This is a genomic window from Serratia nevei (genome assembly GCF_024160145.1).
In the GTDB taxonomy this organism is placed as follows: Bacteria; Pseudomonadota; Gammaproteobacteria; order Enterobacterales; family Enterobacteriaceae; genus Serratia; species Serratia nevei_A.
On record NZ_JAMYWQ010000010.1, the window covers coordinates 65,742 to 86,593 of the forward strand.

Annotated in this window: 22 protein-coding genes and 1 tRNA gene; 9 read left to right on the forward strand and 14 right to left on the reverse strand. The window is 60.3% G+C overall.

The features are described from left to right. Positions 1 to 7: 7 nt before the first annotated feature. On the reverse strand, positions 8 to 763 hold the full coding sequence (gene actS, locus M6G53_RS09690) for an amidase activator ActS (RefSeq protein WP_253330837.1): 756 nt from the start codon (positions 761 to 763) through the stop codon (positions 8 to 10). 149 nt (positions 764 to 912) lie between these two features. Between actS and M6G53_RS09695 the strand changes: the two genes are divergently transcribed. The 6 genes from M6G53_RS09695 to M6G53_RS09720 all read left to right on the forward strand — a co-directional run bounded on the left by M6G53_RS09695 (position 913) and on the right by M6G53_RS09720 (position 6,910). Then, positions 913 to 1,482 (forward strand): HdeD family acid-resistance protein, encoded by a 570-nt coding sequence (locus M6G53_RS09695; protein ID WP_253330839.1) that lies wholly within the window; start codon positions 913 to 915, stop codon positions 1,480 to 1,482. Between the two features lie 98 nt (positions 1,483 to 1,580). Then, on the forward strand, positions 1,581 to 2,249 hold the full coding sequence (locus M6G53_RS09700) for a hypothetical protein (protein ID WP_253330841.1): 669 nt from the start codon (positions 1,581 to 1,583) through the stop codon (positions 2,247 to 2,249). Positions 2,250 to 2,470: 221 nt separating this feature from the next. Next, positions 2,471 to 3,085 carry a 2OG-Fe dioxygenase family protein gene (locus M6G53_RS09705; RefSeq protein ID WP_224217742.1) on the forward strand — a complete coding sequence of 205 codons (615 nt, stop codon included), beginning with the start codon at positions 2,471 to 2,473 and terminating at the stop codon, positions 3,083 to 3,085. Further along, positions 3,082 to 4,314 (forward strand): cysteine desulfurase-like protein, encoded by a 1,233-nt coding sequence (locus M6G53_RS09710; RefSeq protein WP_253330843.1) that lies wholly within the window; start codon positions 3,082 to 3,084, stop codon positions 4,312 to 4,314. Before M6G53_RS09705 ends, M6G53_RS09710 begins: the two co-directional genes overlap by 4 nt. Before the next feature lie 128 nt (positions 4,315 to 4,442). Then, a complete protein-coding gene (locus tag M6G53_RS09715; RefSeq protein WP_253330951.1) occupies positions 4,443 to 4,757 on the forward strand; it encodes a hypothetical protein in 315 nt (104 codons plus the stop codon). A 155-nt stretch (positions 4,758 to 4,912) separates the two neighbouring features. Continuing rightward, positions 4,913 to 6,910 (forward strand): BCCT family transporter, encoded by a 1,998-nt coding sequence (locus M6G53_RS09720; RefSeq protein ID WP_084827196.1) that lies wholly within the window; start codon positions 4,913 to 4,915, stop codon positions 6,908 to 6,910. A gap of 167 nt (positions 6,911 to 7,077) precedes the next feature. Here M6G53_RS09720 and M6G53_RS09725 read toward each other — a convergent pair. The 6 genes from M6G53_RS09725 to xerD form a co-directional block, all read right to left on the reverse strand. Then, positions 7,078 to 7,151 (reverse strand) — tRNA-Gly (locus M6G53_RS09725). Between the two features lie 148 nt (positions 7,152 to 7,299). After that, entirely contained in the window at positions 7,300 to 8,817 is a 1,518-nt protein-coding gene (gene lysS, locus M6G53_RS09730) for a lysine--tRNA ligase (protein WP_033649459.1), read from the reverse strand. Positions 8,818 to 8,826: 9 nt separating this feature from the next. Beyond that, positions 8,827 to 9,925, reverse strand: a protein-coding gene (gene prfB / locus M6G53_RS09735; protein WP_096242572.1) for a peptide chain release factor 2 whose coding sequence is annotated in 2 segments (ribosomal slippage) — positions 8,827 to 9,849 and positions 9,851 to 9,925 — 1,098 coding nt in all. Because the reading frame shifts where the segments join, the coding sequence is not laid out codon by codon here. A gap of 166 nt (positions 9,926 to 10,091) precedes the next feature. Beyond that, on the reverse strand, positions 10,092 to 11,825 hold the full coding sequence (gene recJ / locus M6G53_RS09740) for a single-stranded-DNA-specific exonuclease RecJ (RefSeq protein ID WP_253330845.1): 1,734 nt from the start codon (positions 11,823 to 11,825) through the stop codon (positions 10,092 to 10,094). A 6-nt stretch (positions 11,826 to 11,831) separates the two neighbouring features. Beyond that, positions 11,832 to 12,548, reverse strand: a complete 717-nt coding sequence (gene dsbC / locus M6G53_RS09745; protein WP_253330847.1) for a bifunctional protein-disulfide isomerase/oxidoreductase DsbC — start codon at positions 12,546 to 12,548, stop codon at positions 11,832 to 11,834. Positions 12,549 to 12,574: 26 nt separating this feature from the next. Continuing rightward, positions 12,575 to 13,495, reverse strand: a complete 921-nt coding sequence (gene xerD, locus M6G53_RS09750; protein WP_253330849.1) for a site-specific tyrosine recombinase XerD — start codon at positions 13,493 to 13,495, stop codon at positions 12,575 to 12,577. An 85-nt stretch (positions 13,496 to 13,580) separates the two neighbouring features. Between xerD and fldB the strand changes: the two genes are divergently transcribed. Further along, entirely contained in the window at positions 13,581 to 14,099 is a 519-nt protein-coding gene (gene fldB / locus M6G53_RS09755) for a flavodoxin FldB (protein ID WP_253330851.1), read from the forward strand. 61 nt (positions 14,100 to 14,160) lie between these two features. On the opposite strand, the gene M6G53_RS09760 is transcribed toward fldB, so the two are convergent. Further along, entirely contained in the window at positions 14,161 to 14,583 is a 423-nt protein-coding gene (locus M6G53_RS09760; protein WP_253330853.1) for a protein YgfX, read from the reverse strand. Beyond that, the gene (gene sdhE, locus M6G53_RS09765; RefSeq protein ID WP_019455657.1) at positions 14,564 to 14,830 is read right to left on the reverse strand and encodes an FAD assembly factor SdhE; all 267 of its coding nucleotides are present in this window, start codon (positions 14,828 to 14,830) and stop codon (positions 14,564 to 14,566) included. Before sdhE ends, M6G53_RS09760 begins: the two co-directional genes overlap by 20 nt. Before the next feature lie 320 nt (positions 14,831 to 15,150). On the opposite strand from sdhE, the gene ygfZ reads away from it, so the two are divergent. Further along, positions 15,151 to 16,143 (forward strand): tRNA-modifying protein YgfZ, encoded by a 993-nt coding sequence (gene ygfZ, locus M6G53_RS09770; protein ID WP_253330855.1) that lies wholly within the window; start codon positions 15,151 to 15,153, stop codon positions 16,141 to 16,143. Positions 16,144 to 16,181: 38 nt separating this feature from the next. On the opposite strand, the gene M6G53_RS09775 is transcribed toward ygfZ, so the two are convergent. Beyond that, entirely contained in the window at positions 16,182 to 16,679 is a 498-nt protein-coding gene (locus tag M6G53_RS09775) for a DUF2165 family protein (protein ID WP_253330857.1), read from the reverse strand. 148 nt (positions 16,680 to 16,827) lie between these two features. Beyond that, on the reverse strand, positions 16,828 to 17,502 hold the full coding sequence (gene trhA / locus M6G53_RS09780) for a PAQR family membrane homeostasis protein TrhA (protein WP_253330859.1): 675 nt from the start codon (positions 17,500 to 17,502) through the stop codon (positions 16,828 to 16,830). Positions 17,503 to 17,685: 183 nt separating this feature from the next. On the opposite strand from trhA, the gene M6G53_RS09785 reads away from it, so the two are divergent. Further along, entirely contained in the window at positions 17,686 to 18,294 is a 609-nt protein-coding gene (locus tag M6G53_RS09785; protein ID WP_253330861.1) for an HD domain-containing protein, read from the forward strand. A gap of 32 nt (positions 18,295 to 18,326) precedes the next feature. Here the strand turns inward: M6G53_RS09785 and rbsK are convergent, their stop codons facing one another. From rbsK to alsE, 3 genes are read right to left on the reverse strand one after another with little or no spacing between them, the layout of a single operon-like run. Beyond that, entirely contained in the window at positions 18,327 to 19,253 is a 927-nt protein-coding gene (gene rbsK, locus M6G53_RS09790) for a ribokinase (protein WP_253330863.1), read from the reverse strand. After that, entirely contained in the window at positions 19,250 to 20,158 is a 909-nt protein-coding gene (alsK, locus tag M6G53_RS09795; RefSeq protein ID WP_253330865.1) for an allose kinase, read from the reverse strand. Before alsK ends, rbsK begins: the two co-directional genes overlap by 4 nt. Positions 20,159 to 20,168: 10 nt before the next feature. Further along, positions 20,169 to 20,840 (reverse strand): D-allulose 6-phosphate 3-epimerase, encoded by a 672-nt coding sequence (gene alsE / locus M6G53_RS09800; RefSeq protein WP_253330867.1) that lies wholly within the window; start codon positions 20,838 to 20,840, stop codon positions 20,169 to 20,171. Positions 20,841 to 20,852 lie beyond the last annotated feature (12 nt).

Below are 20,852 nucleotides of genomic sequence, written 5' to 3' on the forward strand. Positions count from 1 at the left end.
ATTGACGTTAACAGGACGGCGACGAACCTTGCGGCGGCAGATAGCGCTGCGGATCGAGCGCGGTAGCGCGGTAGCGGATCTGGAAGTGCAGGAACACCGAATCGGTGCCGGTGCTGCCCATGGTGCCGATCTTCTGCCCCGCCTTCACATCCTGGCCGTTGCGCACCAGCGTGGTGTCGTTGTGCGCATAGGCGGTAATAAAGTCTTCGCCGTGCTTAATCATGATCAGGTTGCCGTAGCCGCGCAGCTGGTTGCCGACGTACACCACTTTGCCGTTGGCGGAAGCGTAGATCGGCTGGCCGCGTTTGCCGGCGATGTCGATGCCCTTGTTGCCGCCATCTGAATTGGAGTAGGCCTGCACGATCCGCCCGCTGGTCGGCCAGCGCCAACAGCGGGCGGCGCCCGGCGGTGGCGTCTGCTTGGCGATCGCGGCGGAAGACGAAGAGGTTTTACGGCGCGTGGCGGCGGTTTTGGTCGGCGCGCTGCCGCTCAACCGCAGTTTCTGCCCCACTTCCAGGTTATAAGGCGGACGTATCTTGTTGATTCTGGCCAGATCGCTGACTTCGCTGTCGGTGATCCAGGCGATGTAGTACAGCGTATCGCCCCGTTTGACGGTGTAGGACTTGCCGGTGTAGCTGCCCTTCGGCAATTTGTCGTAGTCGCGGTTATAGGTGTTTTTACCCGAACACCCGGCCAACAGCAGCCCCAATGTCAGACACACCGCGATGCGGCGCCACCCTGCCAGTTTGCTTCCTGTGCTCAAATCCTGTCCTCAGTCGTCGTTTCGGTTCTGATACGCGTCAGCCGCACAGTGTAACATTTGCACCGGGTCAGTCAAAAACCCCAGGACGGTCTATGCTAAACAGGTAAGGATGACTGATTAATTACCCAACGACGAAATGGAGTACTGTCATGTTGAACCTCGACCGCAATAATCTGCCCCTCCTGAGCGAAGAACTGCTCAAAAAGCAACGCACCACCCTGCTGATCATCGCCTTCCTGCTGCTGGCGGGCGGTATACTGTGCCTGGTCAATCCTTTTGCCTCCGGCGCAGCGCTGAGCGTGGTGGTCGGTGTTTTGCTGCTGTTGAGCGGCGCCGGGCTGATTATCGCCATGATCGCTAACCGGGCGCAGAACACCTGGCCGATGATCGGCGGCATTCTGCTGGGCGTGGCCTACCTGATTATCGGCTATGTGTTCATCACCAGCCCGCTGGCGGGCATTCTGGCGCTGGCAGTGTACCTCGCCGTGCTGTTCGCGCTCGGCGGCATCGCGCGCCTGGCGGCGGGCTACATGCGCCGCGGGCTGCCGGGCAACTGGCTGCAGTTCGTTATCGGCGTGCTCGATTTGATCATCGCCTGGATGCTGATCGGCTCAGGCCCGGCGGCGTCGGTCACCCTGGTGACAGCGATCGTCGGCATCGAGATGCTGGTCAGTTCCTTTGCCCTGTTCCAGGCGGCCAACCTGTTCAAGCGCGCCTGATCCCACGCCCCGCCGCCCGACAACGGCGGCGGTTTTCACCGCGTTCGCACCGCTTTCTCCTACACTGAGAAGGATACGTTCTGCAACAGGTGAAAAATATGACCGCTCTCACCAGCCTGATCGCCCGTCACAAGCAGCTTTTCTCTGAGCATCCCTTCCTGAATTATGTGCGAGACAACCGCATACCGGTTCAGCGCCGGCTGGCTTTTTTACCCGCCATGTCGCATTTTGTGATGAGTTTTTCCGATCTGAACAAGTATGCGCTGCCCTTTCCCAGCCCCAAAGATCCGCTGGAGCACGCGGTCAACACGCATGCCCAGGAAGACTCGCACCATTGGCCATGGTTTTTGCACGATCTGCAAACCCTGTCGTTGAACACGCCGACCACGCTGGTCGATAACCTGCGCTTTCTGTGGTCGGATCAACTGCAGGCCAGCCGTCGCCTGGTGTATCACCTGTTCGCACTCAGCGCCAATAAACCGGCGAAGCAGCGCATTGTGGTGATAGAAATGATCGAGTCCGTCGGCAACGCCGTGTTTACCGTCATTAATCAGGTGGTCAACGAGGCGCATATTCCGTTGAAATACTGCGGCGATCTGCATCTCAGCAGAGAGACTGGTCACACGATAGGCAGCCACGGCGAATTGCTCGACACGCTGGCGTTTTCCCGGCAAGAAGAGCAGGAAGCGCGCGCGGCGATAGAGAGCGGTTTTCAAGCATTCTCCTCCTTTTTCAGCGAGTTGGCCGACTACTCTCGCGCCAGGTAAACGCCGTTATCGCCGTAATGCCCCCCCTTTAATACGTCCCCCATGAGATCGCCCGCCAGCGCGGGCGTTCACCCCACTTTACGACCGCCGTCACACCTCGCCACCGCCAAATTGCGTTGGTTATAGAGTCGTCTACAATTCAATCGAATTACCCCCTACAACATCAGAAATTATTATTATTAGAGGTGATTATGTTACAGAAACACGAAAACGTAATAAGTATGACTGTACTAAGCCCGCAAGCCACCCAACAACTGATGCCTTCGTTTTCCTCCTTGCCCCACACGCAACACGCCGACGGCAAATATCGCCTGCGCCGTTATTCAGTCGTCAAATACCTCAACCCCAACGTCGCCGAAGTGGGGCCGCGCACCTTCATGCAGTCCGATCAGATCAACCACTTCCAGGGCAACGTGGTGCGCCGCTTCGAACCTATCGACAGCGCCGTACTGCAGAGCGCCGGCATGGCGGAGATGTGCAACCTGTTTGCCGAAAATAACGAACTGCCGGAAGGTGCCGAGATAGAGATCCACCAAATGCGCGTGGTCGCCATCCAGAAAGATACGCTGGTGGCGCCGGAAGGCATTCACCAGGACGGTTTCGACCATATCGCCATGATCGCCATTCACCGGCACAACATCGTCGGCGGTGAAATCATGCTGTACGACGACAGCCACCACGATCCCTTCTTTAAAAAAGCGCTGGCGGACGGTGAAGCCGTGCTGCTGGCAGACAGCAAACTGTGGCACAACGCCACGCCGATCAACGCCGTCAGCCCGAAAGAAGAAGGCTATCTTGATCTCTTCGTCCTCACCGCGCGGGGAGAGAAAGCATGACCTTTACGCCCGAGCTCGCCCGACGCCAGTTCAGCGCCCTGTCCCAGCACATCGACGGCAAACCGGCGATCTTTTTCGACGGCCCCGGCGGTGCGCAGGTTGCACGAAGCGTGCTGGAAAAAATGACGGACTACCTGGGGAAATACAACGCCAACCTGGGCGGCCACTACTTCTCCAGCCGAGTCACCGGCGAAGTGATGGGCCAGGCGCGCGAATCGGTGCGCGCCTTGTTAAATGCGCCTTCGCCCGACAACATCGTTTTCGGCATGAATATGACCACGCTGACTTTCCATCTCAGCCGCAGCATCAGCCGCGACTGGCAGGCCGGCGATGAGGTCATCGTCACCGCACTCGATCACTACGCCAACGTCTCCAGCTGGCAGCAGGCCGCCGCCGACAAAGGGGCCTTGGTGCATCAGATACCGCTGGAGAGCGCCGACTGCGCGTTGGACGCCGCAAAGGTGTGTGAGCGCATCAACGCCAATACCCGCCTGGTAGCGGTCAGCTACGCTTCCAACGTCACCGGCAGCATCGTCGATATCAAAACCATCGTCGAAGCCGCGCATCGGGTCGGCGCGCAGGTGTATGTCGACGCCGTGCACTATGCGCCGCACAACCTGATTGACGTGCAGGCGCTGGGCTGTGATTTCCTGGTGTGCTCCGCCTACAAGTTCTTTGGCCCGCACGTCGGCATGGCCTACATCGCGCCGCAGTGGCTGCAGCGCCTGCGGCCGTACAAAGTCGAGCCGGCCACCGATGTCGGCCCCGGGCGTTTCGAGACCGGCACGCAAAGCTTCGAAGCGCTGGCCGGCGTGGCGGCGGCAATCGACTATCTGGCGCAGTGGGGCACGCCGGGCGCGCCGTTAAGGCAGCGTTTGCAGGAGAGTTTCGCCGCCTACCACCAGCATGAAGAAGCGCTGTGCCGCCACTTTTTGCAACGGCTGCGGCAGCTCGACGGCGTGCGGCTGTACGGCCATTCACAGGCGGACAGCGCGCGGCGCACGCCGACCTTCGCCCTGACCTTCAGCGGCCATACGCCTGACGCGATCGCCCGCCATCTGGGGCAGCACAACATCTGCGCCGGCAGCGGGCATTTCTATGCGCGGGGCCTGATCCAGCAGCTGGGGTTGCAGGACGGCGGCGTGCTGCGCATCGGCATGATGCACTACAACACCCAAGGCGAAATAGACACGCTGTTTAAGGTGATCGCCGAAGATATCCTCAGTTAACCCGTCACATCGGCCCGCTCACCTGATTGAGCGGGCCATCGCGGCACGCTGGGGGTAGAATCAAGGGGATTTTATTTTAGAAATGGATTTTTACTTTGCGAAAATATGCAGTTATCGCCGCCGCATTGATGATGTCTTCCTGTGCCACGCCGGAGAAATGGGAAGCGCAAACGGCAACCCCAACGCCCCTTGAAGCGGCCAGAACCCACTGCCGGCAAGAAGCCGAACAGCGCTATCCCGTGAACCTGTCTTTGCACTCCAGCTCGCCGACCTTCTCCTCCATGACTTTCAACGGCACGGAGATCCCCAACGCCGGTGGCGGCGCTTTCCCCTCGGACAGCAATGAAATGCGCAGAACAGATTTCGTTAATGCCTGCATGAAATTGGAAGGATGGGAAAATAAAAATAAGGTGACGGGATTATTGGCATTTTTATTTAACTAACGGTCACACGGAATAACTCGGAATTACCGCGCTGAGGCAGCGGTAATTCCGCCCTATTGACCGGCACCGACAGCCTGACTATTTTGCTACGATATAGCAGGTTACACCTCTCCTCCATTCAGGGCGATAATCAAACAAATGGAATAAATCAATTTATGAGTGAGAAAGACACCCCCCTAAAAAAGCCGCAGAGCCATATCAACAAAGCGGTATTCTTCACCTCTGCAGTCCTCATTTTTCTTCTGGTCGCGTTCGCCGCTTTTTTCCCCGACGTCGCCGACAAGAACTTCAAGCTGCTGCAGCAACAAATTTTCACCAACGCCAGCTGGTTTTATATTTTGGCCGTGGCGCTGATTTTGCTCAGCGTGACGTTTCTGGGGCTTTCCCGCTACGGTGACATCAAACTCGGCCCCGATCATGCGCAACCCGATTTTCGCTACCACTCATGGTTTGCCATGCTGTTTTCTGCGGGGATGGGCATCGGCCTGATGTTCTTCGGCGTGGCAGAACCGGTGATGCACTATCTCTCGCCACCGGTCGGCACGCCCGAGAGCGTCGAGGCGGCCAAACAGGCCATGCGCCTGACCTTTTTCCACTGGGGGCTGCACGCCTGGGCGATCTATGCCATCGTGGCGTTGATTCTGGCCTTCTTCAGCTATCGGCATGGCCTGCCGTTGACCCTGCGCTCTGCGCTTTACCCGATCATCGGTGACCGCATTTATGGCCCTATCGGCCACGCCGTCGATATCTTCGCCGTTATCGGCACCGTATTCGGGGTCGCGACCTCGCTGGGTTATGGCGTGTTGCAGGTCAACGCCGGGCTTAACCACCTGTTTGGCGTGCCGATCAACGAAACCGTTCAGGTGATCTTGATCGTGGTGATTACCGGGCTGGCCACCATTTCCGTGGTTTCAGGGCTGGAGAAAGGCATACGCTTTCTGTCAGAGCTGAACCTTGGCCTGGCGCTGTTGCTGCTGGCCCTGGTCTTGCTGTTGGGGCCAACCGTCCTGCTGTTGAAATCCTTTGTGGAAAATACCGGCGGCTACCTGTCCGAGCTGGTCAGCAAGACGTTCAACCTGTATGCCTATGAGCCGAAATCCAGCAACTGGTTAGGCGGATGGACGCTGCTCTACTGGGGGTGGTGGCTCTCCTGGTCGCCTTTCGTCGGTATGTTCATCGCTCGGGTTTCCCGCGGCCGAACCATCCGCGAATTTGTCACCGGCGTGCTGTTCGTCCCGGCCGGCTTCACCCTCATGTGGATGACGGTGTTCGGCAACAGCGCCATTTACCTCATCATGGAACAGGGCGCGACAGACCTCGCCACGACGGTACAGCAAGACGTGGCGTTGGCGTTGTTTAACTTCCTGGAGCATTTCCCGTTCTCCAGCGTGCTTTCGTTTATCGCCATGGCGATGGTGATCGTCTTTTTTGTCACGTCCGCCGATTCCGGCGCCATGGTCGTGGATACGCTGGCTTCGGGCGGCTCCAGCAACACGCCGGTTTGGCAACGCATTTTCTGGGCGTCGCTGATGGGCATCGTCGCCATCGCCTTGCTGATCGCAGGGGGGCTCAGCGCGCTGCAAACCGTCACCATCGCCAGCGCATTGCCGTTCTCGGCCATCTTGCTGATATCCATTTACGGTTTGCTTAAGGCGCTGCGCCGCGACCTGACCAAGCGCGACAGCCAAAATATGGCCACCATCGCCCCCACCGCCGCCCGCAACCCCATTCCCTGGCAGCGCAGGCTGCGCAATATCGCCTATCTGCCAAAACGCTCGCTGGTGAAGCGCTTTATGGATGAGGTTATCCAACCGGCCATGACGCTGGTGCAGGAGGAGCTGAGTAAACAAAACACGCTCAGCAGCATCAACGCCACCGCGGAAGACCGCATTCGTTTCGAGGTCGATTTGGGCGATGAGCTTAACTTTATCTATGAAGTCAGACTGCGCGGCTACAGTTCGCCGACGTTCGCTCTGGCCGGGCTGGATAACGATGAACAGCAAGCCGAGCAGCACAAGTATTATCGCGCGGAGATCTACCTGAAAGAAGGCGGCCAAAACTACGATGTCATGGGCTGGAATCAGGAGCAGTTGATCAACGATATTCTCGACCAGTACGAAAAACACCTGCATTTCTTGCATCTGGTGCGCTAAAGAGCGACATGCCGTCCCCCGGGGCGGCATTTTTTTGCCCTGCTTTCTTCACCACGGCGCTGATAATGCTGGTGGGATGGCGGACAACCAGTGATAACGCTTACAGGGGCAAAGGATTGGGTTGGAGTAACGTTTCAGAGAATCAGGATGTTTTCAGGAGAGAGTGCTGGAGCGGGTGAAGGGAATCGAACCCTCGTATGCAGCTTGGGAAGCTGCCGTTCTACCATTGAACTACACCCGCATCGGTGTGCGACAGGCATTATAACCGGTTATCGGCGGCGGGCAAGCGGAGATGGCGCGTAACTGTCGATGTTTTAAGCGGTTAAGTCCGGTGGGCGAAAAAAAAACCGGCGCAGTTGCCTGCACCGGTGGTTTCACGCTAAACGGAATTATTTCTGTGGGCGCATCGCCGGGAACAGAATCACGTCGCGGATGGTATGGCTGTTGGTGAACAGCATCACCATACGGTCGATACCGATGCCCAGACCGGCGGTCGGCGGCAGGCCGTGCTCCAGCGCGGTGACGTAGTCTTCGTCGTAGAACATCGCTTCGTCGTCGCCGGCGTCTTTGGCGTTCACCTGATCGGCAAAGCGCTGAGCCTGGTCTTCGGCGTCGTTCAGCTCGGAGAAGCCGTTGCCGATTTCACGGCCGCCGATGAAGAACTCGAAGCGGTCGGTGATTTCCGGGTTAACGTCGTTGCGGCGCGCCAGCGGCGACACTTCAGCCGGGTACTCGGTGATGAAGGTCGGCTGAATCAGATGGCTTTCCGCCACTTCTTCGAAGATCTCGGTCACGACGCGGCCCAGACCCCAGCTCTTCTCAACCTTGATGCCGATGGATTCGGCGATGGCCACCGCTTTGCCCATGTCGGCCAGGTCAGCCAGATCGGTTTCCGGGCGGTATTTCTTGATCGCCTCGGTCATGGTCAGCTTCTCGAACGGCTTGCCGAAGTCGAACACTTCGTCGCCGTACTGCACCTGAGAGGTGCCCAGCACTTTCTCGGTCAGGGTGCGGAACAGCGTCTCGGTCAGCTCGATCAGGTCTTTGTAATCCGCGTAAGCCATGTAGAGTTCCATCATGGTGAACTCTGGGTTGTGACGCGGAGAAACGCCTTCGTTACGGAAGTTGCGGTTGATTTCGAACACGCGCTCAAAGCCGCCAACCACCAGACGCTTCAGATACAGTTCCGGCGCGATGCGCAGGTACATGTCGATATCCAGCGCATTGTGGTGCGTGATGAACGGACGCGCCGACGCGCCGCCCGGGATCACCTGCATCATCGGGGTTTCGACTTCCATGAAGCCGCGTTCCACCATGAAGTTGCGGATAGCGGACATCACCTGCGAACGCACCTTGAAGGTATTGCGCGATTCTTCGTTGGCGATCAGATCCAGGTAACGCTGGCGGTAACGGGTTTCCTGATCCGCCAGGCCGTGGAATTTGTCCGGCAGCGGGCGCAGCGCTTTGGTCAGCAGACGCAGTTCGGTGCAGTGGATCGACAGTTCGCCGGTCTTGGTTTTGAACAGCTTGCCGCGTGCGCCGAGGATATCGCCCAGGTCCCACTTCTTGAACTGGTCGTTGTACACGCCTTCAGCCAGATCGTCGCGCGCGACGTACAGCTGAATGCGGCCGCCCACGTCCTGCAGCGTGACGAAGGATGCCTTGCCCATAATACGGCGGGTCATCATGCGGCCGGCGACGGTCACTTCTACGCCCAGCGCTTCCAGCTCTTCGTTATCTTTATCGCCGTACGCGGCGTGCAGTTTGTCGGAGGTGGAGTCACGACGGAAGTCGTTCGGGAACGCAATGCCGTTCTCGCGCAGGCCGGCCAGTTTCTCGCGGCGGGACTGCAGTTCGTTATTGAGATCCAGCGCCTGATCGGCGCCCTGTACTTGTTGTTCAGACATTTCTATTCCTCATAACCCGGCTTTCAAACTTGCCTCAATGAATTTATCCAGGTCGCCATCCAGTACGGCCTGCGTGTTACGCGTTTCGACGTTGGTGCGCAAATCCTTGATGCGGGAGTCATCCAGCACGTAAGAACGGATTTGGCTGCCCCAGCCGATGTCGGACTTGTTGTCTTCCATCGTCTGCTTATCAGCATTTTTCTTTTGCATCTCAAACTCGTACAGCTTGGCTCGCAGCTGTTTAAACGCTTGATCCTTGTTCTTATGCTGAGAACGATCGTTCTGGCACTGCACCACGATGTTGGTTGGCAGGTGAGTAATACGTACGGCGGATTCGGTTTTGTTGACGTGCTGACCACCCGCACCGGAGGCGCGGTACACGTCGATGCGCAGATCCGCCGGGTTGATTTCGATATCGATATCGTCGTCGACTTCCGGGTAGATGAACACCGAGCTGAACGAAGTGTGGCGACGGCCGCCGGAATCGAACGGGCTCTTGCGCACCAGGCGATGAACGCCGGTTTCAGTGCGCAACCAGCCGAACGCGTAGTCGCCGATGATCTTGATGGTGGCAGACTTCAGGCCCGCGACGTCGCCGTCGGACTCTTCGATCACTTCGGTCTTGAAGCCCTTGGCTTCGGCCCAGCGCAGGTACATGCGCAGCAGCATGCTGGCCCAGTCTTGCGCTTCGGTGCCGCCGGAACCGGCCTGGATATCCAGGTAGCAGTCGGCGCTGTCGTATTCGCCGGAGAACATGCGGCGGAATTCCAACTGATCCAGCTTGCTCATCAGTTGATCCAGCTCGGCGACCGCTTCGTTGAAGGTTTCTTCATCGTCGGCTTCCACCGCCAGTTCCAGCAGGCCGCCGACGTCTTCGCCGCCCTGCTCCAGCTGATCGATGGTTTCAACGATGGCTTCCAGCGCGGCGCGCTCTTTGCCGAGCGCCTGTGCGCGCTCCGGCTCGTTCCACACGTCCGGCTGCTCCAGCTCGGCGTTGACTTCTTCTAGGCGTTCCTTCTTGGCATCATAGTCAAAGATACCCCCTAAGAACCGCAGTCCGCTCGGACAGGTCCTGAATTCGGTTTTTTACCGGGTTAATTTCAAACATGGTTTCGTTCTTTTACGTTGATGTCGTCGATGGCGGAATGCCATTGGAACCGCCAATTCTACCGGATCCGGGCGGCAGTTTATAGCGAGTTGGTCAGTTTTTGTGGCGATCGGGAAGGATGCGGGGGATTGGAGAGCCCAATCCCCGAATTGTGTTCAATTTCGCCTCAGCGCGGCCAAAGATGCTGGATCAGCAGCTGCACGTTGCGGTTGCCGCGAAACTCGTTGACGTCGAGCTTGTAGGCCAGTTCCACTTCGCGCACGCTGCTGTCCGGCCACAGCGTGGTGTCCACGTTGAACGCGATGCCGTCGAGCAGCGGGCCGCCGCCGAGCGGTTCCACCATCAGCTTCAGGTGCTTCTCGCCCACCAGCCGCTGCTGCAGGATGCGGAATTTGCCGTCGAAGGTCGGTTCCGGGAACGCCTGGCCCCACGGGCCGCCCTCGCGCAGCAGCTCCGCCGTCGTCAGCGACAGCTCCTGCATCGCCAGTTCGCCATCGGACCAGATCACCCCTTCCAGCATCGCCGGATCGAGCCATTCCCCCACCAGCTCGCCGAAGCGCTGGCGGAACTCGTCAAACCTGGCCTCTTCCAGCGACAGCCCGGCCGCCATCGCGTGGCCGCCGAACTTCATCATCAGGCCGGGGTTCAGCATATCCAGCCGCTCCAGCGCGTCGCGCATGTGCAGGCCGGGCACCGAACGGCCGGAGCCTTTCAGGATACCGTCGCCCGCCGGCGCGAACGCGATCACCGGACGGTGGAAACGCTCTTTGATACGCGAGGCGAGGATACCCACCACGCCCTGGTGCCATTCCGGGTGATACATCGCCAGCCCGTAAGGCAGCTCGGTGCTGGTGCGCTCCAGTTGGTCGCACAGCTGCAAGGCTTCCACCTGCATGCCCTGCTCTATCTCGCGTCGCGTCTGGTTCAGTGCGTCGAGATCGTTGGCCAGCATGCGCGCCTGCGCGATGTCATCGCTCAGCAGCAGTGCCACGCCGATCGACATATCGTCCAGCCTGCCGGCGGCGTTGAGCCGCGGCCCGAGGGCGAAACCGAGATCGTTGGCCGCCAGCTGGCGGGCATCGCGGTTGGCCACCTCAAGCAGCGCGCGGATGCCCGGACGGCATTTGCCGGCGCGAATGCGGTTTAACCCCTGATACACCAGAATGCGGTTGTTGGCGTCCAGCGGCACCACGTCGGCCACGGTGCCGAGTGCCACCAGATCCAGCAGTTCCGCCAGATTGGGCATCGCCAGCGCACGCTGCTCGAACCAGCCGCTGTCCCGCAGCCGGGCGCGTAGCGCCAGCATCAGGTAGAACGCGACGCCCACCCCGGCCAGCGATTTGGACGGGAAGGCGCAGCCGCGCAGGTTGGGATTGACGATCGCTTCGGCCGCCGGCAGGGTCTCGCCCGGCAGGTGGTGATCGGTCACCAGCACCTGCATGCCCTTGGCGTGCGCCACGTCGACGCCGGCGTGGGAGGAAATGCCGTTATCGACGGTGACGATCAGCTGCGCGCCGCGTGCCGCCGCCTGCTCCACCACTTCGGGGCTCAGGCCGTAGCCGTCTTCGAAACGGTTAGGCACCAGGTAGTCGACGGCTGCGCCGCCCATGCTGCGCAGCGCCAGCACCGTCAGCGCGGTGCTGGTGGCGCCGTCGGCGTCGAAATCGCCCACCACCATGATGCGGCGACCGTCGGCCAGCGCCTGTTGCAGCAGGCTGACGGCGTCGTCGATGCCGTCCAGCTGTTGCCAGGGCAGCATGCCCTTGACGCCGCGCTCCAGCTCCTGTTCACCCTGCACGCCGCGCAGGGCGTACAGCCGGCGCAGCAGCGGCGGCAAACTGGCGGGCAGATGCGTGTCGTCCGCCGCCGGGCGGCGGCGCAATTGCGTTTTGATACTCACCGGCGATTAACCACCGGCTTTGGTGGCGGCCTGGTGCGCGTCCAGCATGGCGGCCATCTCTTTTGGCCCCTGATAGCCCGGGATCATCATGCCGTTTTCCAGAATGATCGCCGGCGTGCCCTGAATGCCGAACTGCACGCCAAGCTCGTAATGCTTGCTGATGTCGGTTTTGCAGGCCGCCGGGGAGATAGCATCGCCCTTCATGGCGGCGTCGAACGCCTTAGCCTTGTCGGCGGTACACCAGATAGACTTCATGTCCTTCTCAGCCTGAGAAGCCAGCCCCTGACGCGGGAACGCCAGGTAACGCACGGTGATGCCCAGATCGTTGTACTCTTTCATCTGCTGGTGCAGCTTGTGGCAGTAACCGCAGGTGATGTCGGTGAACACGGTGATCACGTGTTTCTCTTTCGGCGCCTTGTAGACGATCATCTGATCTTTCAGCGCGTCCATTTTGCTGCTCAGCAGTTGGTTGGTCACGTTGACCGGCTCTTTGCCGCTGACGTCGAACAGCGGGCCCTGCAGGATGTGCTTGCCGTCTTCGGAGGCGTACAGCACGCCGCTGTCGGTCAGCACGGTTTTCAGGCCGTTGACCGGCGAAGGCTGCACGTCCGCCTGCTGGATACCCAGGCTGGCGAGCGCTTTTTTGATCGCCGCGTCATCGGCATGGGCCGCACCGGTCACCGAAGCCACCAGCAGAGAGAGCAGCATTAAACCTTTTTTCATTGTTCCAATCCTTTCGAACCCGCCGCTCAGGCGCGCGGGTGATGCTGTTGATGTAGCTGTTTCAGTCGTTCGGTCGCTACATGAGTATAAATTTGCGTGGTCGAGAGATCGCTGTGCCCTAACAACATCTGTACGACACGGAGATCGGCCCCATGGTTCAGCAAATGGGTGGCGAACGCGTGCCGCAACACGTGCGGCGACAGACGCTCGCTGTCGATGCCCGCAAGGATGGCATAGTGTTTGATACGATGCCAGAACGTCTGTCGGGTCATTTGCTGACAGCGGGTGCTGGGAAACAGCACATCCAGCGTCTGGCCGTTGACCAGCCATGGGCGGCCGTGTTCCAGATAGTTTTCGATCCAGTAGACCGCCTCTTCGCCCAGCGGCACCAGCCGCTCTTTGTTGCCCTTGCCGATCACCCGTACCACGCCCTGACGCAGGCTGACATCGCTGATGCTCAGCCCCACCAGCTCGGAGACCCGCAGCCCGGTGGCGTACAACACTTCGAGCATCGCCTTGTCGCGCAGCTCCAGCGGTTGATCGACGCAGGGCGCCTGCAGCAGCGCATCGACCTGCGCCTCGCTCAGATCCTTCGGCAAACGCTGCGGCAGCTTGGGGGAAGCCAGCTGCGCGGTGGGATCGTCGGCGCGCAGCTTTTCGCGATACAGATACTGAAACAAACGGCGCATGGCGCTCAGCAAACGCGCGGAGCTGGTGGCCTTGTAGCCGCCATCCACCCGTTCGGCGAGGAAGGCCTGTAGATCCAGCGCCTGCGCCAGCAGCAAGGCGGTGTTCTGCTGGCCAAGCCAGGCGGCCAGCGCCTGCAAATCCAGCCGGTAGGAGGCCAGCGTATTTTCCGCCAGATTGCGCTCAAGCCACAGCGCATCCAGGAATTGTTCAATCAGCGCATTGTCTTGCTGTTGCACGCGGTCCTCTCTTTGTTGCATTTCCACCCGCGCCATTATGCCTTAAGCCGGCGCAAATCAGGTATACTCGCTGCAATTCTCTAAACAGCAACGTAACGGTTTACACATGAAGATTGGTCTGTTTTACGGCTCCAGCACCTGCTACACCGAGATGGCGGCGGAAAAAATCCGTGAGATTCTGGGTGAAGACCTGGTCGACCTGCACAACCTGAAAGACGTCTCGCCCAAGCTGATGGAGGACTATGCCATTCTGATCCTCGGCATCCCGACCTGGGATTTCGGCGAACTGCAGGAAGACTGGGAAGCGATCTGGCCGCAGCTGCCGGCGCTGGATCTGAAAGGCAAGATCGTCGCCATGTACGGCATGGGCGATCAGCTCGGTTACGGTGAATGGTTCCTCGACGCGCTGGGCATGCTGCACGATCAGATTGCACCGCTGGGCGTGCAGTTCGTCGGCTTCTGGCCGATCGACGGCTTCGAGTTCACCAGCCCCAAACCACTGAGCGCCGACGGCAAACATTTCGTCGGCCTGGCGCTCGATGAGGTCAACCAATACGATCTGAGCGAAGAGCGCCTGCAGCAATGGTGCGAACAGATCCTGTTGGAAATGGAGCCGCTGCTGTAACGCCGCCCGGCGCTCAGCCCTCTGCCGGCGGCGGAAGCGTTTCCTCGCCGGCCCAGCCGTCTCACTCCGGTTCGCCGTCATCCGCAGGCGGATACAGCAACAGCTGCCGCAGGTGGCGCCACTCCGCTTTGCTCATGCAGTCGGAAGCCAGCCACAGCCGGCGGCGCTTTTTTCCCTCCATCGGCAGCAGCGTCAGCAGCATGCCGTAACCCGGCATCCACGGTTTTTTCGCCAGCCGCCACTCGCGGCCGTGCCAGCTGAAGCGCCGGCCTGCCAGCAGCCGCAGCTCGCCCTGCACCGCGGCGATGCGCTTCTGGCTGCGAATGCACTGAAACACCACCAGCGTCAGCAGCACCAGCCACAGCGGGCCAAAGCCTTCCGGCCAGGGCGAAATCAGGATCAGCAGGATCAGAACGCCGTGGGTCAACAGGGAAAACAGCTGGGTGCGCCAGGAAATGCGGATATCACATCGCCACTGGGCCACGGTCTTTATTTCGCGTCTGGATCAGGGTCACCATTCTCTGCAGCTCGCTGTCCTGCGGCGCGCCATGATTCATCAGCCAGTTGAACAAATCGGGATCGTCGCACTCCAGCAGGCGGATGAACAGCGCCTTGTCCGCGTCATTCAGGCTGTCGTATTCGTATTCGAAGAACGGCATGATGGAGATGTCCAGCTCGCGCATGCCACGGCGGCAAGCCCAGTGAATACGTGCTTTGTTGTTAATATCCATGTTGTTATGACTCACCTCTTTTCAGCGCGGCAGCGCCAGCGCAGGGTTCAAATGACACACTGTATGGCAACGCCGTCGCAATATAATTCCATCAGCCGGGGATCTGTCTGCAAGGGTGCCCAGGCCGCAAGCCTATAGAGTAACAATTTGACATACACGCCGGGAAGGCGCTTTGCTGCGGAAAACGTAATAAAGCGCAAAATGCCAAAAAAAGCGCACCCCGGCCCCACGGCGCGAATAACAGTTTGCAAAGCCCGCCGCCTCTTTTACCATGGGTTCAATACCCTTCAGGTAAGCTAAACGTTGAGCAGGAACTTACTATGGCGCATAACATTCCATTCCCACCCCGTCAGCCCTCCGCTTCCACCCATCTGCCCCTGACGCTGATCTCGCTGGAAGATTGGGCGCTGGTGACGCTGAACGGGCCGGACACGGTGAAGTATCTCCAGGGCCAGGTGACGGCAGACATCGACGCGCTGGCGGCCGATCGGCACGTGCTGTGCGCCCACTGCGACGCCAAAGGCAAAATGTGGAGCAACCTGCGTCTGTTCCACCGTGGCGAAGGCTTCGCCTATCTGGAACGCCGCAGCGTGTTGGACAGCCAGCTGGCGGAAATCAAAAAATACGCGGTGTTCTCCAAAGTCACCATCGCCGCCGATAACGATGCGGTATTGCTGGGCGTCGCCGGTTTCCAGGCGCGCGCCGCGTTGGCGGGCCAGTTCGCTGCGCTGCCGGATGCCGAACACCCGGTGGTGCAGGACGGCGAGACCACGATTCTGCACTTCAATGCGCCGGCGGAACGTTTTCTGCTGGTGACCCGCCCCGCCGTGGCCGAACCGCTGATCGGCAAACTGCATGACCAGGCGGAACTGAATGACAGCGGCCAGTGGCTGGCGCTGGAGATCGAAGCCGGCTATCCGGTTATCGACGCCGCCAACAGCGCGCAGCTGATCCCGCAGGCCACCAACCTGCAGGCGCTGGAAGGCATCAGCTTCAGCAAGGGCTGCTATACCGGCCAGGAGATGGTGGCGCGCGCCAAATTCCGCGGCGCCAACAAGCGTGCACTCTACTGGCTGGAAGGTAAGGCGGCCCGCGCCCCACAGGCGGCGGAAGATCTGGAGCTGCAGCTGGGTGAAAACTGGCGCCGCACCGGCACCGTACTGGCGTCGAGCCAACTGGCCGACGGCACGCTGTGGGTACAGGTGGTGATGAACAACGATTTGGACGCCGACAGCAAGCTGCGGGTGCGCGACGATGCCGCCAGCCAGCTGGCGATCAAACCCTTGCCGTACTCGCTGGCCGAAGAGAAATAATCCATCGGCCGCAGGCGCCCTGCCTGCGGCCGTCTTGGTTACTCGTCAAACTCCCCGTCGCGCTGCACCAGGTAGATCAGCACCAGGATGATGGTGACGAAGAAGCGAAACGCGCTCGGCACGCCGTTCCACTGCTGCGACATCCACATGCCGAACCACTCGCCCCCGATCGACATAAAGCCGACCTGCCAGGTGAGGAAGCCGAGCGTCAGCCCCGCCACCGCCAGCTTTTTCCGGCCGTTGAAGGCTTTAGCGGGCAGTTTCAGGCCGCCCAGCAAACGCAGGCCGCCGATCCAGCACAGCAGCGCGGTCAGGCTCTCCAGCGCAATGATGAAAATATAGCCGGCGTGATGCAGCCACGGCGTCTGTATCGAGCGATAGCCGATGGTGGCGTCGGGGAAAAGGGTGTCCATCATAAAGACATGGCGCACGAAGGCGAAGTTGGAGCCGTAATCGGTGATGTTGCCGAAGGCGACCAGCGAAGCGAACAAGGCGATAGCGCAGACCAGCAGCGCTTTGGATAAGCGAACGATCATCGTGATGAGTCCTGAACAGGTGAGAGAAAAAGTACGCGGGCTCAGACATGAAATAATGGGCTTGCTGGATACCCGAAAGAAGCAAGCGCCTCTTTTTTAAAATAAAAGAGGCGCCAGTTCAATACGCATTCAGACGTAGCGGCAACGCTTAGACGTACAGGTAGATCGCCATGAAATGGCAGGCGCTGCCGCCGAGCACGAAGGCGTGCCAGATGGCGTGGCCAAAGCGAATGCGCTTGGAGGCGTAGAAAATCACCCCCAGGGTGTAGACCACCCCACCGATCGCCAGCAGCGTGACACCGCCGGCCTCCAGCCGCGTAACCAGCTGATAAATCACGATCAGCGACAACCAGCCCATCGTCAGGTAGGTCATCAGCGACAGGGCTTCAAAACGGTGGGCGAAGGCCAGTTTGAACAGCACGCCCAGCAGCGCCAACCCCCAGATTACCGCCATCAGGCCCTTCGCCAGCGGCGAATCCAGCCCTACCAGCAAAAACGGGGTGTAAGTCCCGGCAATCAGAAGATAAATGGCGCAGTGGTCAAATTTTTTCAGCCAATGTTTGGCCTTCTGATGCGGGATCGCGTGATACAAGGTGGAAGCAAGAAACAGCAGGATCATGCTGCCACCGTACAGGCTGTAACTGGTGATGGCCGTCGCATCGGCGCCGGTATTCACCGCCTGTACCAGCAGCAACACCAGGCCGACGATACCGAACACCAGCCCGATACCGTGGCTGATGCTGTTGGCGATCTCTTCCGCCCACGGATACGCCGCGGCGACAATCTTAGTGTTCCCGGCTTTCACTACGTCCGTTTTCCCCATAACGCGCAACCCCTCAAAATGCCCTGCTTTGTGCGAAATTAACGCAAAGCAGCTTAACTGAGAATAATTCCAGTGTACACGTGTACGCTAAAATAAAAATGTGAACGCGTGTAACCATCGAAATCGCCCGCACGGTGGTCTACAATCGTCAGGCTTCAACCCACCCACCTTGAGGTTTACACCATGTCATCCGCTGTACCCGCGTTAGATTTCGGCTCAATGACCCAGGTCATCCAGTTCCTGATGGAAATCGATAAGTTGAAAGGCGTGCAACGCCGCACCAAAGTGCTGGGCACCCAGCGCCAGGAAAACTCCGCCGAACACAGTTGGCACTTTGCCATCGCCGCCATGAGCCTGGCACCCTACGCCGGTGATGACGTAGACATTCAGCGCGTGATCCAGATGGCGCTGCTGCATGACATCGTGGAAATCGACGCCGGCGACGTGCTGGTCTACGATCTGGCGGCCCGCGCGGCGATCCACGATCAGGAAGTGGCGGCGGCGCGCCGTCTGTTCGGCATGTTGCCGGAGGCGCAGCGCGAGTATTTCACCGCTTTATGGCAGGAATATGAAGATGGCGACAGCGCCGATGCACGCTTCGCCTTGCTGCTTGATCGCACCATGCCGATGCTGATGAACCTGCACAATGAAGGCCAGAGCTGGGTAGAGAACGGCATCAGCCTGGAGCAGGTGCTGGCGCGCAATGCATCGATTGCCGACGTGCACCCCGAGCTGTGGCACCACATGGAACAACACCTGCGGGATGCGCAGCGCAAAGGCTGGTTGAAGTAAGTGAACCGGGCTGCCACGGCAGCCCTTCAACGTCAAGCGAACGCCCGCTGGCGTGCCAACGCCTCGTCATAGCTCGGCATCGACCCCGCCGCCCCGGCGCGCTCCACGCAGACCGCCGCGTAGGCGGCGGCGAAGCGCACCGCATCGGCTAACGGCACCCGATTCGCCAGCTGCGCCGCCAGGGCGCCGTTAAACGCATCGCCCGCGCCGGTGGTGTCTTTGGGCTGCGCCGGAAACGCCGGGATCAGCTCGCTGTTTTCCCCGTCCGAGAACAATGCCCCCTGCGTGCCCAAGGTCACGATCAGCAAGCGAATGCCTTTGGCATGCAGCACCTGCGCCGCCTGGCGCGCCGAAGCCACATCCCGCACCGGCACGCCGCTCAGCAACGTACACTCGGTGGCGTTGGGCGTCAGCATATCGACCTGCGCCAGCAGGCTGTCCGGCACCGGCTGAAACGGCGCCGGGTTGAGAATGATGAAGGTCTGCGCCTCGCGGGCGATGGCGATCACCTGCTCAATCGCCGGCAGATTGTTCTCCAGCTGGGTCAACAGAATGTCCGCCGCGGCGATCGCCGGCCGGCACTGGCGCACCTCGTCTTCGCTGACCGTCAGGTTGGCGCCGGGATCGACGGCGATCATGTTCTCCGCCTCCTCGCCGGCAACGTAGATAAGCGCATTGCCGGTCGGGCAATCGCCGGTCGAGAACAGCGTCACCGCATCGAAACCGGCGGCGGCGAGGTGGCGCCGGGCGAAGGTGCCGAAGTCGTCGCGCCCCACCTTGCCGATATAATGCACCCTTGCCCCGGCGCGCAGCGCAGCGGTGGCCTGGTTGGCCCCCTTACCGCCCGCGCCCATCATGCTGTTGCGGGCGATCAGCGATTCGCCGGGCTGCGGAAAGCGCGCCATGCCGGCGACGATATCCAGGTTGAACGAACCGAACACGCAGACTTTGCCTTTCATTGCGGGTACTCCCTGCTCAATTGGAGGTGGCGCCGGGCGGCCAGGCAGGCGCCTTTGCTGCCGGTTTCATCGGTGAGGCGGCTGACGGAGATCGCCAGCCCCTGCGCCGGCTGCGGCCCGCGCAAATGGCGGCGGATCTCTTGTTCCAGAAGCGGCAACGGGAAACCGCTCATGGCGATCACGCCGCCGCCCAGGATCAGCCGCTCTGGATCGAGCACGTTCATTTCGATGGCGATGGTCTGCGCCAATCGCTCGACGAAGCGCCGCAGATCCGGATGATCGCCGTGGCGTTCGAACAGCCGTTCGAACGGCGTTTGTGCCGCGTTGGCGCGCGCCCAGCCGGTCAGCCAGTGGCCGGAGGTCTGGCTCTCGACGCAGCCCCGTTTACCGCACGGGCACTCGCCCTGATGGCCCGGCCAGGGAATGTGCCCCAGCTCGCCGGCGGCGCCGTGCGCCCCGTGATAAAAGTCGCCGTTCAGCCACAGGCTGTTGCCCATGCCGGTGCCCAGATACAGCCCCACCGCCACCTGCGGCAGCGCCGGCAGCTGCTGCAAGTCCCACCACAGCAGGTGATTGACGTCTTTATCCATCCGCACCGGCAGCGCCAGCGCATCGGCCAACAGCGCCGCCACCGGCTGGGCGTCCAGCGCCGGAATGAACGGCAGCGACAGCACCCGCGAGCGATCGCGGCTGAGGATCCCCGGTAGCCCGAGCATCACCTGCGCCACCTGACGATCCTGGCAATGCCCGGCGATCAGGCGGCCCAACGCCACCAGCGGTTCGGCCTGCTGTGCCCAGTCGGCGGTCGCTATCTTGCGGTACCCGCTGAACTCGCCGTCATCATCCATCAACAGCAGTCGGGTATTGGTGCCGCCGACGTCTACGCCAAGAAAATGCCGCATCATCTCCCCCGCCTCAGGCCGCCTGCCGCATCTGATCCAGCATTTTTTCCCATGCCGTCTCCAGATCCGGATCGAGGTTGAACAGCCCGGAGCTGCCGACGATCAAGACTTCCGCGCCGGCGCCCATCAGATCGCGGTAGGTGCGCTGATTGCAGGATCCGTCGATCTCGATCAGATAGCTCAGGTTTTGTTGGCGTTTCAGATCGCGCAGCTGGCGGATCTTGTCCAGCATTTCAGGAATGAACGGCTGCCCGGCATAGCCCGGATCGACGGTCATCACCGTGACCTTGTCCAGCAGATGAAGGTAGTGGCGGATAAATTCCACCGGCGTGGCCGGGTTCAGCACCACCCCCACTTTTTTGCCCAGCCCACGGATCTGGTTGATCACCCGGAACGCATCGCGGTTGATGGTTTCGGCATGCGGGCAGATAAAGTCCGCGCCGGCGCGGGCGATCGGGTCGATAAAATCGGTCGGGTTCTCCACCATCAGATGCACGTCCAGCAGCAACGCGGTGTGCGGGCGGATCTGTTCGATAAAGAACGGCGACAGCGTGATGTTTTTCACGTAGTGCCCGTCCATGATGTCGATATGCAGCATATCGGCGCGGCGGTTCAGCACCGCCAACTGCTGGCGGATATCCATCAGGTTCATGCACATCAGTGAAGGTGAAATCTGGTATTTCATTAGCGTTATCCT

Bases quoted from the DNA above. Each gene is read 5' to 3' on its own strand.
- sdhE (WP_019455657.1), bottom strand. From the start codon at position 14,830: ATGGATATTAACAACAAAGCACGTATTCACTGGGCTTGCCGCCGTGGC.
- dsbC (WP_253330847.1), bottom strand. From the start codon at position 12,548: ATGAAAAAAGGTTTAATGCTGCTCTCTCTGCTGGTGGCTTCGGTGACC.
- alsK (WP_253330865.1), bottom strand. From the start codon at position 20,158: ATGATGCGGCATTTTCTTGGCGTAGACGTCGGCGGCACCAATACCCGA.
- alsE (WP_253330867.1), bottom strand. From the start codon at position 20,840: ATGAAATACCAGATTTCACCTTCACTGATGTGCATGAACCTGATGGAT.
- ygfZ (WP_253330855.1), top strand. From the start codon at position 15,151: ATGGCGCATAACATTCCATTCCCACCCCGTCAGCCCTCCGCTTCCACC.
- xerD (WP_253330849.1), bottom strand. From the start codon at position 13,495: ATGCAACAAAGAGAGGACCGCGTGCAACAGCAAGACAATGCGCTGATT.
- lysS (WP_033649459.1), bottom strand. From the start codon at position 8,817: ATGTCTGAACAACAAGTACAGGGCGCCGATCAGGCGCTGGATCTCAAT.
- M6G53_RS09710 (WP_253330843.1), top strand. From the start codon at position 3,082: ATGACCTTTACGCCCGAGCTCGCCCGACGCCAGTTCAGCGCCCTGTCC.
- M6G53_RS09775 (WP_253330857.1), bottom strand. From the start codon at position 16,679: ATGATCGTTCGCTTATCCAAAGCGCTGCTGGTCTGCGCTATCGCCTTG.
- M6G53_RS09700 (WP_253330841.1), top strand. From the start codon at position 1,581: ATGACCGCTCTCACCAGCCTGATCGCCCGTCACAAGCAGCTTTTCTCT.
- M6G53_RS09695 (WP_253330839.1), top strand. From the start codon at position 913: ATGTTGAACCTCGACCGCAATAATCTGCCCCTCCTGAGCGAAGAACTG.
- M6G53_RS09720 (WP_084827196.1), top strand. From the start codon at position 4,913: ATGAGTGAGAAAGACACCCCCCTAAAAAAGCCGCAGAGCCATATCAAC.
- fldB (WP_253330851.1), top strand. From the start codon at position 13,581: ATGAAGATTGGTCTGTTTTACGGCTCCAGCACCTGCTACACCGAGATG.
- M6G53_RS09705 (WP_224217742.1), top strand. From the start codon at position 2,471: ATGACTGTACTAAGCCCGCAAGCCACCCAACAACTGATGCCTTCGTTT.
- M6G53_RS09785 (WP_253330861.1), top strand. From the start codon at position 17,686: ATGTCATCCGCTGTACCCGCGTTAGATTTCGGCTCAATGACCCAGGTC.
- trhA (WP_253330859.1), bottom strand. From the start codon at position 17,502: ATGGGGAAAACGGACGTAGTGAAAGCCGGGAACACTAAGATTGTCGCC.
- M6G53_RS09715 (WP_253330951.1), top strand. From the start codon at position 4,443: ATGATGTCTTCCTGTGCCACGCCGGAGAAATGGGAAGCGCAAACGGCA.
- rbsK (WP_253330863.1), bottom strand. From the start codon at position 19,253: ATGAAAGGCAAAGTCTGCGTGTTCGGTTCGTTCAACCTGGATATCGTC.